This window comes from Flammeovirgaceae bacterium (assembly GCA_015180985.1).
GTDB lineage: Bacteria > Bacteroidota > Bacteroidia > Cytophagales > Cyclobacteriaceae > UBA2336.
In genome coordinates, this window is record CP054185.1 from 1,156,815 (window position 1) to 1,170,629 (window position 13,815).

Sequence of the window (13,815 nt, forward strand, 5' to 3'; positions counted from 1 at the left end):
TGCCGGTTTGTGTGTCTAACGCATCAGTAACCTTACTATTTATGATAAAAAAAATCTTTTTTGGTGTACTGGTTGCCTTACTCGCGTTGGCATTCAGTTGTTCAGATACTGACGAAACGGCCGGATTTGATGAACTAAGCGATTTTGCAAAAAGTTTTCTTTCGCTCCGCAGTAATTCGGCAGCAACGGTCGGGGGCCCGGTAAGTGGAGCCATTAACCGATCATTTCAAAATCTTAGCGGGTTTGCTTTTTCGGGAGGCCGCAAGAAAGATGGCCCTAACGAAGGCGACACAACTATTGTTGACCCCTTGCCCTGGCAAAGTTGTGCGCAGATTACCGAGTTCGATAATGAAGACGGCAGCCATACGGTAATATACGACTATGGTGAAGGTTGCGAAGAAGGCTGGGGCGAATACACCTGGCTGATGTTCGGAAAATTTACTGAGACGTATCGTTACCTGTTTAATCAAAGCGGAAGCGAATTTATCGATGATTACTACTATAATGTTGATTACAACAATTACGGTGGCCGGTTTAGTTTTGACAGCATCAGTTGGAAATTAAATGGCACATCAGTTTATCAGGGTACCTCAACGTACGATACGGCCACAAGTAAATTTTCGGGATCATTTAACTACGATAGCGAAACCGACTATAACTATGGCGATTGGTCATACGCGTATGCGGCTTCGGGTGCAACTGAGTATAACGAAAAGCAGTACGCGATGAAATCCGGTGAATACCGGTATACCCAAGGCACAGATTTTTATCATTCCGAGGTGCTTAAACCGCTGGTATATCGGTATGATTGTTTTTCCTTATCGGTTTTTGAGGGTTGTTTTATGATGACGTATGTGTCGGGTCAGGAGCGTATAACCTACAGGCAGGGCGATAAGGAGGGCAGCTTTATAATTGATTACGGCAACGGTGAGTGCGATAACGTTATCATCATCATTGAAAACGGTCTGCGTATTAAAGTTGATTTAAACAGGGATCCCTGGTTGATTGCACATAACTAAAGGCCCGAAATCCTTTATTTTTGCCTATACTTGCAAAGCCGATCATAACCTGATTGGCTTTTTTATTTTTCGGTAATCATGCGCACCAAGGCCCTTACCCGTTTGTTTTTTGTTATTACCGGCATTGCCTGGGTAGCCTTGTTCTTCACCGATCTGTCGGTGGTGTTTAGTATAAAAACGGGCATTCAGCCGGATATGCCCACATGGGTGCCCGGTTTGTTGTTTAACATTTTTCTGATAGGGCTTTATTATTACTACAAACTCAAAATCGATCGGGATGAAATACTGAATTTTGTTGACCTGCTGTGGCGTGTATTTGCAACGGGGCTTGTAGCCACGGTGGTGTCGCTGGCATTAAGGCTTATTGAATTTTTACCCGGTACCTCCAGGCTGGTTAGCCATTTTTTATACCTGGAAACAACCTACCTTATCACCATGCCCCTGATGGCGGGCTTTCTGATAATGTGCTTCACGGCCTGGAAGCGACTGATACTTTATCAGAAATCAAAATGGTTGTTGCGATTGTGGCAGGTATTTGAGTATGGCTTATTCATCGCACTTATTTACAGTAGTGTTTCGTTGTCCGAGTTGGACTGGCTGTACGATGTGTTACTGGCATCGTTTGTTGTAATCGGTTTAGTGCTTTCGGCTAATACCAAATGGGTCGCTTACCTCAACTTTAAACAAAAATGGACGAGCCTGCTTTTGCTCTTGCTTTCCGTATTTTATCTAATCTATCTGTTTTACACCAGCAATGCTCAGATTGTAGCCGCTTTTAATGATGAGCGGGGCATCGTTGACCACCGCTACCACCTTTACTTTCTATCGGTGTTTGTTTTTGTGGTTATGTACTGTTCATTTTCCTTTTTGGTGATCTTGTTCAACTTGCCCACCACTTCGGTTTTTGAGCAAAAGCTCGAAGAAGTAGTCAACTTTCAGCGCATCAGCCAATCCATTCAAACAGAGCAAAGCGAAGAAAGTGTTTACAAAATTTTGCTCGAAACCTCGGTAAGCACGGTGTTTGCCGATGCCGCCTGGCTTGAAATAAAAAACAACGAGCACCATCACCGGCTGTTTACCTATCGCATTTCTGAAAAGGAGGCCAACGATATCATTAGCCACCTGAAAAATAACCACATTACCGGTATTCTTGACCAGGCACCGGATAAAACAAAAAACCTATCAAAACACCTCAGTACGTTACGCGGTTCACGCTTCCGGTCCATTTTGGCATTTCCGATTTATGTTAAGGGCGACAACATCGGTACGCTGGCACTACTCAAAGAGTTGTCAGACGGCTTTAATAAAGAAATGACCAAAATCGTCAGCACGTTTGCAAACCAGGCGGGCATCTCCATCGAAAACTTCAGGCTGATGGAAGAAGCCCTTCAAAGCGAGCGATACAAGGAGGAACTTAAAATTGCCAAGATGGTACAAAAGAGCCTCCTCCCTGAAGTACTTGAAAGCGATATTGATTTTGAAATGGCCGCCTTTTCCGAGTCGGCCGATGAAGTAGGAGGCGATTATTACGATACCCTACGTGTTACTGACAAGGAGGTAGCTTTGGTTATAGCCGATGTTTCGGGCAAGGGTACTACAGCAGCCTTTCATATGTCTCAAATGAAAGGCATCTTTCACAGCCTGGCGCAGCAAGGCATCCGCCCTGAAGAATTTATGATACGGGCTAATAATGCGCTAACCCGCTGCCTGGAACGCGGTTCATTTATATCGGCTACTTTTTTTATTATTGATACACACAAAAAAGTAATACGGTACTCCCGTGCCGGTCATTGCCCTGTATTATACTACAGGGCACGCACAGGTAAAGCCGAATACCTGAAAGACCGGGGCGTTGCCCTGGGTATGGTACGAAACACCAGCTACAGCAATTTTATCGGGGTTAATGAACTACACTATGAGCCCGGTGATATTATGGTGCTCTACACAGATGGTATTACTGAGTCGAAGAGCAATAAGGGAGAAGAATTTGGTTACGACCGGCTGGTAACCTGCCTGCTGGAAGTGCGGGAAAAACCAGTCCGTGAAATCATTGACTGCCTCATCGCCAGGCTTTATGAATTTTCAGGAAGCGATAACATTAATGATGACTACACAGCTTTGATAGTAAAATTTGTCAAACAGGATAATCCGCAGATTAGTTCGTCATGAAAAAAGAACTATATAAAACTAACACCGTTAAAAATTATACGCCATGGTTCAAATAAAACGAATTCAGGAAGATGGTATGGACATTATTGTTCCCATCGGTGAGGTGGACGCCAGTTCCTCCATCGAACTGGACCTGGTCATTGCCAAAAGTGTTGGCGAGGGCTTTACCAGGATACTGGTGGACTGCACTGCGCTGGAGTACATTTCATCAGCCGGATTGGGGGTGTTCATGTCGTACATCGAAGAATTCAGGGATAAGAAAATCCGGATGGTACTTTTTGGCATGAACGAACGCGTGGCCAATACGTTTGAAATATTGGGCCTGAAAGAACTGTTAACGATAGCCGGTGATAAAGCACAGGCCAAACACCTGGTGGCATGAAGAAAGTATATAAAGTAGGCTGCAGCATCGAAAACCTCAGGGGCATTCGGGACTTTATCCGGAATGCACTGAAGCCTTACGGGGTTCGAGAGTTGGATATCAGCGAGATGGTGTTGGCCATGGATGAAATGTGTTCAAACCTGATGATTCATGCCCATCAATGCAACCCCGATGACCTCTTTGAACTCTCCGTTAACCTGGATAAGCGCAAAGGAGTGGTGTTTGAAATCGTTGACGATAAAAGCGTGTTTGATATCAACGCTTTTCAGGAGCCGGCCCTGGATCACATCGTGCATGAAAAACGAAAAGGCGGTTTGGGCATCCGCCTGGTAAAAGCCATTATGGACGAAATTGAATACTACCAGCAAAACGGCAAAACCATTTGCCGCCTTACAAAAAAAGTTCAATTCATTTAACTTTGCCGGTTTACCTGCATGAACAATGAGAGGAAGATTGATTTTTCTGCTCGTAATAAGTTTTATTGCCGTTAACGCCCAACCCAGGAAACAGGCAGCCCCCGATTTATTTGTTATTAATAACCACCCGGTATCTTCTGATGAATTTATTTATATCTACAGGAAGAACCACCCGGATAAGAGGACTGAATACACCAAAGAAAAAATCAACCAATACCTTGAGTTGTACATCAACTTTAAATTAAAAGTGGAGGAGGCCCGTGCCCGCGGCATGGACACCACGGCAACTTTTTTGCGCGAGTTCAATACCTACCGGGATGAGTTGCGCAAACCCTATTTACCCGAAAGCAAACTGGTGGACAGCCTGGTAATGCTAACCTACAAGCGGCTGCAAGAAGAAGTAAGCGCCTCGCATATTATGATAAGTATTAAACCCGATGCCACCCCTGCCGATACCACAGCAGCATGGAAGCAAATTATGGAAGTTAAAAAGCGAATTGATGCAGGCGAAGATTTCTACAGGCTGGCCAATCAGCTTTCTGATGACCCTTCGGCACGTCAGAACAGCGGTCGCCTGGGGTACTTTACCGCCATGCAAATGGTTTACCCGTTTGAGACAGCCGCTTACGCTGGCAAACCCGGTGAGGTTGTCGGGCCTGTGCGAACCCGCTTTGGGTATCATCTGATAAAAATTGAAGATCGCAAGCCCGCCCGGGGCGAAGTGGAGGTGGCCCACATTATGCTGCGAACCGGCACCGGCCGGGACGATGCGAAAACCCGTGACCTGATTTTTGAAATTTATGATCAACTGAAAGGCGGAGTTCCCTGGGCCGAATTGTGTTCCCGTTACTCGGAAGACCAGAACTCCAAAGGCAATGGGTGTAAACTCCGCCCCTTTGGTGTAGGTGCTATGGCTTCGGTGCCCGAGTTCGATCGGGTGGCCTTCAGCCTGCAGAACCCCGGGGAGTTTTCCGATCCGTTTCAAACGGCTTACGGCTGGCATATTGCTTTGCTTGAACGAAAAATTCCGCTGCCATCATTTAAAGATCTTGAAACCTCGCTGCGTAACCGGGTTCAGCGCGATGAGCGGGTGCAGGTATCGCGCCAGCAATTGCTTGAAAAACTTAAAAAACAATTTTCATTTACAGAAAATCCGGATGTGAAAGTAAAGGTGTTTCAGCAAGCCGATTCAACACTTACAGCCGGCAACTGGCATCTGTCTTCGTGGCCGGCCCGGGAATCAATCTTTACACTCTCCGGCCAGGCAATGCCGGTCCGGGAATTTTTGTCGTTTGTAAAAATTCATCAGCAAAAAACAGCCATGAAGCCCGATGTGTACCTGGGTGATCTGTATAACCGGTTTGTTGAATCGGTGATTAACATGGAGTTTGAAGAAAAACTAAAACGTACAAATCCTGAATTTAACAGACTGCTGAACGAATACTACGAAGGTATCTTATTGTTCGAGATCATGGAGCGTGAGGTATGGAATAAAGCCAGCGAAGACTCCATCGGGCAACGAAAGTATTTTGAAAGAAACCAGGTAAAGTACACAGCCGGTGAGCGTGCCCGTGCGGTTATCTATTCCTCAACTGATGAAGAACAACTAAAAACGCTGCAGGCTTTATTTGAAACGGCCGACTCGGCAGCCATAGCAAATCATGTGCAGACAAAACGGATAAGACGGGAGTCGGGCACCTTTCAACAGACCGACAGACCAGTTTTGGCTCAAATACCCTGGCAGCCGGGCAGCCATACGCACCAAAACAACGGAATGTATTACCTTGCGCGGATTTTTGAGATACTGCCGGCCGGCCCTGCAACGTTTGAGGAAGCGCGCCCGGCCGTCATTTCGGATTACCAGAATGACCTGGAACAGCAATGGGTGGCCAGTCTGAAGGCAAAATATCCGGTAACAATAAATGAAAAGGGTAAAAAATACATTACGAAAAAACTGGCTCAGTAAAGGCGAAAAAATACTGCTCTACTGGTTAACCTTTTCGGTATTACTTACCGGCTGTGATTTTATCAGGATGAAAAAGGAAAAGGCCCCTGCTGACAACACCCTGCGCCAGCCCGTGGCCCGGGTAAATAAAACGTATCTGTATAAAGATGAACTCATGGGTATCGTGCAGCCGGGTACCAATCCGGATGACAGCACCACCCGCGTAGAGGCGTACATAAACAGCTGGATAAAAAAACAACTGCTGATTCAGGAGGCTTCACGAAAAATAAACATCAATGAAGCTGAAGTTGAGCGTAAAATACTCGATTACCGGTACAGCCTCATTGCTTATGAATACCAGGCCTACTACATCCGCCAGCGGCTCGACACGGCTATTCAGGAAGCCGCTATTGAAACGTATTACAAAGAGAATATCGACAACTTCATATTAAAGCAAAATATCGTGCGGGCAACATTCATTAAAGTTCCAAAAACAGCTCCCCGTACCGGTAAGATCAAAGATTTGATCTTTTCAAAAAAAGAAAACGATAAGACCGAATTAAAATCATACTGCCTCAGTTTTGCAGCTGCCTATCACCTGGTTGATTCAACCTGGATGGTATTTGATGAACTTGTCAAAAATTCACCATTAATTGAAATACCCAATAAAGTTCAGTTTTTAAAGAGCAACCCGTATTACGAAACCGCTGACGAAAACTATCTTTACTTCTTAAAGGTTGAAGAATACCGTATTTCAGATAATATTTCACCGCTGGAATTTGTACGGGATGAGATAAAAAATATTTTACTGAATAAACGCAAGGTTGAGCTGGCCAAACAACTCGAAGACGAGGTTTACTCAACCGGCATGAAAAATCAGGAATTTGAGATTTTTAAATAGCAAGCAAATGCGCCACCAACTACTTGGCATTGTATTTATTCTAACCGCACTAATTATCCGGGCACAGGAATCCGATGGATTTGTTGTTGATAAGATTATCGGTAAAGTAGATAACTACATTGTGCTCAAGTCGGAACTCGATAAGGCGTATCAGGAATACGTTTCAAACGGAGGCCGGCCGGGCGAAGAAACACGGTGCCAGTACCTGGCGCTGCTCCTGCGGAATAAACTGATGATGGCCAAAGCCGAAATTGATTCTATTGTAGTGAGCGATTCGGATGTTGATGCCAACACCAAGCAGCGGATGGACATGATACTGGCTCAGTATGGCGGCTCACAGGAGGATCTCGAGAAAAAGTTCGGCAAAACCTTCGAGCAGTTCCGTGTTGAACTGCGCGACCAGGTGCGCGAGCAAATGGTAATAAGCGAAATGCAGAAGCACTTAACCAAAGGGCTCACGGTAACCCCGGCCGAAGTAAGACGCTTTTTTAACAAGATACCGAAGGACAGCCTGCCGTACTTTTCGGCCGAAGTGGAAGTAGCCCAGATTGTTCGCGTGGCCAAAGTGAGCAATGCGCAGAAGGAGATAACCAAACGCGAATTGATTGACATACGCAACCGGATACTGGCTGGTGAAGACTTTGCCACACTGGCCCGCAAGTACTCCTCCGATCCGAGTGTAACGGTAAATGGTGGCGACATGGGCTTTGTGGGACGAGGCGTGATGGTGCCCGAGTTTGAAGCCATGTCGTTTAAACTCAAACCGGGGGAAATTTCCATGCCGGTAGAAACACAGTTTGGCTTTCACATCATACAATTGCTGGAGCGCAGGGGCAACGAATATCATTCGCGCCATATTTTAATGGCGCCCACACCCTCCAAACAGGATGTTGAAAATGCCAGCCGCTTTTTGGATAGCCTGCGCACCTTGATATTAAAAGATACAGTTTCGTTTCAGCGGGCTGCCAAGGAGCATTCGGATGATATGCGCACCAAAGGTAATGGCGGTTTTTTTACCGATGATGACGGAGGTACCCGCCTGTCGGTGGATGAACTGGACCCGGTGGTGTTTTTTGCCATTGATACCATGAAGGTGGGCACCGTATCAAAGCCCATGGCTTACCGTACTGATGATGGAAAGGAGGCTGTTCGCATCTTACTTTATAAATCCAGAACCCCTCCCCATTTAGCAAGCCTTGAACAGGATTGGGACCGGATACGCACGGCCGCCCTCAATGAAAAGCAAAGCCGCATCCTGGAAAAGTGGTTTAACAAAGCCCGCAAAGATGTGTTCATCAGCATTGACCCGGCTTATAATTATTGCGGTATTCTCGATGATTAGAGTCGCTCGTGTAAAACAAGAACCACCTGAACGCGTTTACCGTTAGGTTTACCAAGTAATTTGAAAAAACCCATGACCCGATTCACAAACGATGTGGAGGCAGCCGATGCCCTGGCGGTTACCTACAAAAACCTTACCCGCGAAATTGCCAACGTAATTGTTGGCCAGGATGATGTGGTGCGGTTAGTCCTTACCGGGATATTTTGCCACGGCCATTCACTGTTGGTGGGTGTACCCGGACTTGCCAAAACATTGTTGGTACAAACCATTGCCACTTCGCTTGACTTACAGTTTAAGCGGATACAATTTACCCCCGACCTGATGCCATCGGACATCCTGGGAGCTGAAACCATGGACAAGGAACGGAACTTCAGGTTTGTAAAAGGACCGGTTTTTGCCAATATCATTTTGGCCGATGAGATAAACCGAACACCCCCAAAAACACAGGCCGCGCTGCTCGAATCGATGCAGGAATATGCCGTAACCATTGCGGGCGTACGGTATGAATTGCCCAAGCCATTTTTTGTGCTGGCAACCCAAAATCCCATTGAGCAGGAGGGCACTTATCCATTGCCCGAAGCGCAACTCGATCGGTTCATGTTCAACATTCTGCTTACCTATCCTTCCATGAAAGAGGAAATAGAGGTGGTGAAGAACACCACTACTGACGAACCTCGAAAAGTGAACACCATTCTTACAGCCGATGACATCAATGCCTACCAGCACCTGGTACGCAGGGTGCCCGTGCCCGATAATGTGATTGAATATGCCGTAACGCTGGTTAACAAAACCAGGCCCAATACACCGGCCGGTTCAGCCGTTGCTACCGAATACCTGGAGTGGGGTGCCGGCCCGCGCGCTTCGCAGTTCCTCGTGCTGGGCGCCAAATGCAACGCCTTACTTAACGGCAAATATTCACCCGATATTGAGGATGTACAGGCCATTGCCAAACCTGTGTTGCGCCATCGCATGGTGCGCAACTTCAAAGCCGAAGCCGAAGGGATTACCATTGATGAGTTGATAGAGAAGATGATGAGTTGAACTCAGTTCACTACCTCATCGGTAACCGTTAGCTCATTACCGCTCAGAATGGTCTGGTATTGGCGCAGCGGCCGCCAGGCCGGACCGCCTGTGGGGTCGCCATTGAAGTTGAAGGTAGAGCCACAACAGCTATCTTCCATATACAATGTTGAAATGTGTACGCCTACTGTTGCGCACGCCTCGTTGGGTTGAAACGAGCAGTTACGCTCAAATGCCCGGTAGGTTGATGCATTAACTCGGTGCACAATAATTCCCCTCACCCCGCCATTGAAATATTTTGAATTGCCATCGGTATTCAGCACCAGGTTTTCGGGTAGGTTCAGATTAATAAAAATATCAGCAAAGGTGGCCGGTGGTATAGGGTCGTCTGTAAGGTCCGGGGAGCAATTTAAAAATGCAGCCAATGCCAGTACGCTCGCCCTTGACTTCGAAAGTTTCAGCCCCAACTTACTTGCCGTAATCATAAAATCCTTTCCCGCACTTCCTGCCGTGATGCCCGGCATCTACTTTTCGTTGTTGTATACGGCTGGGCCGGAATTTTGACTCTTGATGAAAAGCGTTGTAGATGGAGGTGGTTACGGCAAAATTGGTATCCACGCCAATCAGGTCCATCAACTCGAACGGACCCATTTTAAATCCGCTGGACTTCATCAGCGAATCGATAGTTTTAATATCGGCAACCTGCTCTTCAAGCATCTTCAGCGCCTCCACATAATAATGCCGGGCTACCCGGTTAACGATAAAGCCCGGACTATCTTTTGCCAGAACGGCAATTTTTTGAATGCTTTGTGAAAAGGCCAGCAGGTGTGAAACGGTTTCATCCGATGTCAAAGTTCCGCTTATTACTTCAACCAGTTTCATTACAGGTGCCGGGTTAAAAAAATGAAGACCGGCAAACCGGGTTGGATTTTCCAACACGGAAGCAATTTGAGTAACAGGTATGGACGAGGTGTTTGTGGTAAGGATAGCAGCCGGGCCATTAACTTCGTCAAGGGTTTTAAAGAGCTGCTGCTTCACCTCCAGATTTTCAGCAACAGCTTCGATGATCAAATCGGCTCTCAGGTCATTCAGCTTTTCAACTGCCAGTATTTTGGTGAGGGCCTGACTTTTTCCCTCCAGTTTCAGTTTACCTTTGTTCACCAGGTTATCCAAAACCTGCTCTATTGCTTTCAACCCCTTTTCAGCGAGTGGTTTAGAAACATCATACAACAAAACCGTATACCCGTTAAGTGCACACACCTGGGCAATTCCCTGCCCCATGGTACCGGCACCGGCTATGCCAACCGTTTTAATGGTAATCGTCATCCGATAACTGTATGAAATTGTTTTAAAAACCGAACATCATTTTCAGAAAACAAGCGCAGATCATTTATCTGGTAGCGCAGCATGGCCACCCGTTCGATGCCCATGCCGAAGGCAAAACCGGTAAATTCTTCCGGATCGATGTTACAGTTGCGCAATACGTTGGGATGGACCATGCCGGAACCGGCAATTTCTACCCAGCCGGAATATTTGCACACATTACAGCCTGTGCCTTTACAGATAAGGCAGGTAATGTCAATTTCGGCACTCGGTTCAGTAAACGGAAAAAAGGACGGACGAAAACGAATCCGGATGTCCTTCCCGAACATCTCTTTGGCAAAATGATAGAGCGTTTGCTTCAGGTCGGCAAAGCCCACGTTTCTATCAACGTACAGTCCTTCAACCTGATGGAAGAAACAATGCGCCCGAGCCGAGATGGCTTCGTTGCGGTAAACCCGCCCCGGCATGATAGCGCGGAGGGGAGGTTTTTCATTTGTCATCAGGCGTATCTGCACATTGGATGTATGTGTGCGCAACAGCACATCCGGATTTTTGCTGATAAAAAACGTATCCTGCATTTCGCGGGCCGGGTGATTCTCCGGAAAATTAAGTGCTGTAAAGTTGTGCCAGTCGTCTTCAATCTCCGGCCCATCGGCCACATTAAACCCCAGCCGTTCAAAAATTTCAATAATCCGGTTACGGGTAAGGCTTAACGGATGCAGGTTACCGATTTTGTTGGGGATGGGCGGAAGCGTGAGATCGGGAATGCTCAGGTCCTTCACCTGGCTTTCAAGTGCGCTGGTCAGTGCACCAAATTTAGCTTCGGCTGATTGTTTGAGGTCATTCAGTATTTTACCGACTTTCTTTTTTTCTTCGGCTGGCACCTTTTTCAATTCATCAAACAATTCCGCGATGGCACCTTTCTTACTGATAAACTTTAACCGGAAATTTTCAACGGCATCGCGGCTGGTGGCGGTAAACTGTTGTACTTCCTTTAGCAGTTGCTGTATGCGTTCTTCCATCGTTAAAAACTCAAAAGTACAATTTTAAGGTTTACGTAATTACCCGGTCATCATCCGCATCGGTTTTTTGTACACGCTTGCTGATGAGGCGGTCCAGCAAAATACTTAGTAAAACAGAAGCCAAAACAATACCCGGTAACAGGTAATTATCATTGGTGTTCCTGAAGAAAACGCTGATGACGATAAATAACCATTGCACCAGTCCAAGTAAAAGGGTTGTGCCCCTGTGCGATAAACCCAGGCGCATAATGCTGTGATGAATGTGGCTCTTATCGGGTGTAAAAGGCGATTGCCTGCGGGCGATGCGGATGAGAAAAATACGTAACGTATCGGCCAGAGGAATGATCAGTACACTGACAGCGGGTGAAACCGAGCCTGTAAAACGAACCGGGTGCGAAGCTGGTAAATTGAAATTGTAATCAATAAAATGAATGGCAAAAATGGCCAGTGTCATACCGATTACCAAGGCTCCCGTATCGCCCATAAACACCTCCGAGGGCTCCCAGTTAAAAATCAGGAAAGCAATAATTGATCCGAACAAACCGAATGCGAGAATGGCATAGGTGGTATCACCGGCAATAAAAAACCAGGTACCGAAAGCAAGTAATGCAATAGCCGCGATAAAACCGGCCAGACCGTCTAAACCGTCAATCAGATTGAAAGAGTTGGTTATAACTATAATGGTAAAAATCGTAATCAAATAGCTCAAAGCTTCCGGAATGCCGTACAGCCCAAAAATGCCGTAGAACGATTTCAGCCGGAGGTCAAGTAAAAAAACCAGGGTGCCTGCCGCCAGCAGTTGCCCGAGTAATTTCATATACGGTTTTAGCGGAACCAAATCATCGCGTACGCCAATAAAGAAAATTACAAACTGGGCGATGAGGATGTAGCGGATGTCTTTCCAGAGACTGATATCAACCCAGATTAATGATGCAATGGTGAAACCAAGGAAAATGGCAATGCCTCCCATGGAGGGAGTAATTTTTTTATGGATTTTGCGCCTGCCCGGAATATCCACCAGGTTTTTTTCCAGCGAGTACTTGATGATCACGGGAATGATCAGAAAGCAGATGACAAAGGAGGTGACGGCAGCCGCTAACAGAATGGCCATAAACAGGTTACAGGTCTTCGCTCAAAAGTAAGGATTAAATCGGAGGGGGCTACCGGCTGTGCCGGTTAAAAAAATCGGATATAGCTGAACAGACAGCGGTTACCTCTTCGGGAGTTAGTTCCGGGAAAACCGGCAGTGAAAGCACTTCGTGCTGAAGTGCATGTGTAACCGGGAAGTCCGCTGGCTTGAGCCCGAAGTGACGGTAAGCCGGTGTAAAGGGCAGGCCAAGCGGATAATGAACAGATGTTTCAAAACCTTTTTCTTCAAGAAATTTCTTTAACGCATCACGGAAGGGTGTGCGCAAGCAATAAATATGAAAGACATGGTTAGTGCCTGGTCGGATTTGTGGCAGGGTCAATCCGGTAATTTCACGCAGGGTGTTTGTGTAGAGCGAAGCAATTGCACTTCTTTGGTTATTCCACTTGCTGAGGTGTCGGAGTTTTACCGATAGGAAAGCGGCTTGCAGGGCATCCATCCGGCTGTTGGTTCCTTCGATAAGGTGAACATCTTTTTCAAGGGCGCCATGATTGGCTAATCTCCGGATGCGCCCGGCCAGTTGCGGGTCGCGTGTAAGCACACAACCGGCATCGCCATAGGCGCCCAGGTTTTTGGTGGGGTAAAAACTGTATGCTGCTGCAATACCAAAAGTTCCTGCCAAAGATCCATTTTCTAATGTGCCATGTGCCTGGGCACAATCTTCAATCAGGCAGAGGCCATGTTGATCACAGATTTTTTTCAGTTCATTTACCGGGGCTGCCTGCCCGTACAAGTGTACCGCAATAAGGGCTTTTGTTTTGGATGTGATTTTTTGTTGAACTGTTTCCGGAGTCAACGTGTAGTAGTGCGGGTGAACATCGCAAAAAACAAGGTTTAATCCGGCCAGCGTAACAGGCTCTGCGGAGGCAATGCACCCCCAAGCGGGAACAATAACTTCTGAACCGGCCGGTAAATCCAGTGCCTTCAGTATCAGAAAAAGTGCATCGGTGCCGTTGCCGGTGCTGATGCAGTGTGGCACTCCGGCATACTCAGCAAACTGCTTTTCAAAATTGATTACGGTTGTTCCGCCAATGAAGCGTGAAGAGGCAAACACATGGTTTATAGCTTCATCAATTTCATTTTTGATGGACTGGTATTGCCGTTGCAAATCGAAGAACGGGATGCGCAT

Annotated in this window: 13 protein-coding genes; 8 read left to right on the forward strand and 5 right to left on the reverse strand. The window is 46.6% G+C overall.

Annotated elements, in window-relative coordinates; translation table 11 throughout:
* Positions 1-41: 41 nt before the first annotated feature.
* From HRU69_05520 to HRU69_05555, 8 genes are all read left to right on the forward strand, one after another.
* Complete coding sequence (locus tag HRU69_05520; GenBank protein ID QOI96983.1) at positions 42-1,019, forward strand: hypothetical protein; 978 nt, start codon at positions 42-44, stop codon at positions 1,017-1,019.
* 75 nt (positions 1,020-1,094) lie between these two features.
* Positions 1,095-3,188, forward strand: coding sequence for a SpoIIE family protein phosphatase (locus tag HRU69_05525; GenBank protein ID QOI98836.1), 2,094 nt, complete (start codon positions 1,095-1,097; stop codon positions 3,186-3,188).
* Between the two features lie 43 nt (positions 3,189-3,231).
* Entirely contained in the window at positions 3,232-3,570 is a 339-nt protein-coding gene (locus HRU69_05530) for an STAS domain-containing protein (GenBank protein ID QOI96984.1), read from the forward strand.
* Positions 3,567-3,986, forward strand: coding sequence for an ATP-binding protein (locus HRU69_05535; protein QOI96985.1), 420 nt, complete (start codon positions 3,567-3,569; stop codon positions 3,984-3,986). Before HRU69_05530 ends, HRU69_05535 begins: the two co-directional genes overlap by 4 nt.
* A 25-nt stretch (positions 3,987-4,011) precedes the next feature.
* A complete protein-coding gene (locus HRU69_05540) occupies positions 4,012-5,952 on the forward strand; it encodes a peptidylprolyl isomerase (GenBank protein QOI96986.1) in 1,941 nt (646 codons plus the stop codon).
* A gap of 67 nt (positions 5,953-6,019) precedes the next feature.
* Complete coding sequence (locus HRU69_05545) at positions 6,020-6,832, forward strand: peptidyl-prolyl cis-trans isomerase (GenBank protein ID QOI98837.1); 813 nt, start codon at positions 6,020-6,022, stop codon at positions 6,830-6,832.
* Between the two features lie 7 nt (positions 6,833-6,839).
* The gene (locus tag HRU69_05550) at positions 6,840-8,174 is read left to right on the forward strand and encodes a peptidylprolyl isomerase (GenBank protein QOI96987.1); all 1,335 of its coding nucleotides are present in this window, start codon (positions 6,840-6,842) and stop codon (positions 8,172-8,174) included.
* A gap of 72 nt (positions 8,175-8,246) precedes the next feature.
* Positions 8,247-9,215 (forward strand): AAA family ATPase, encoded by a 969-nt coding sequence (locus HRU69_05555; protein QOI96988.1) that lies wholly within the window; start codon positions 8,247-8,249, stop codon positions 9,213-9,215.
* A gap of 2 nt (positions 9,216-9,217) precedes the next feature.
* Here the strand turns inward: HRU69_05555 and HRU69_05560 are convergent, their stop codons facing one another.
* From HRU69_05560 to HRU69_05580, 5 genes are read right to left on the reverse strand one after another with little or no spacing between them, the layout of a single operon-like run.
* Positions 9,218-9,679 carry a hypothetical protein gene (locus tag HRU69_05560; GenBank protein ID QOI96989.1) on the reverse strand — a complete coding sequence of 154 codons (462 nt, stop codon included), beginning with the start codon at positions 9,677-9,679 and terminating at the stop codon, positions 9,218-9,220.
* Positions 9,663-10,520, reverse strand: coding sequence for a 3-hydroxybutyryl-CoA dehydrogenase (locus tag HRU69_05565; protein ID QOI96990.1), 858 nt, complete (start codon positions 10,518-10,520; stop codon positions 9,663-9,665). The genes HRU69_05560 and HRU69_05565 overlap by 17 nt, the downstream gene beginning before the upstream one ends.
* A complete protein-coding gene (gene pheS, locus HRU69_05570) occupies positions 10,517-11,539 on the reverse strand; it encodes a phenylalanine--tRNA ligase subunit alpha (GenBank protein QOI96991.1) in 1,023 nt (340 codons plus the stop codon). Before pheS ends, HRU69_05565 begins: the two co-directional genes overlap by 4 nt.
* A 31-nt stretch (positions 11,540-11,570) precedes the next feature.
* Positions 11,571-12,650: an undecaprenyl/decaprenyl-phosphate alpha-N-acetylglucosaminyl 1-phosphate transferase gene (locus tag HRU69_05575; GenBank protein ID QOI96992.1), complete on the reverse strand. Its 1,080-nt coding sequence runs from the start codon at positions 12,648-12,650 to the stop codon at positions 11,571-11,573.
* Positions 12,651-12,699: 49 nt separating this feature from the next.
* Complete coding sequence (locus HRU69_05580) at positions 12,700-13,815, reverse strand: DegT/DnrJ/EryC1/StrS family aminotransferase (protein ID QOI96993.1); 1,116 nt, start codon at positions 13,813-13,815, stop codon at positions 12,700-12,702.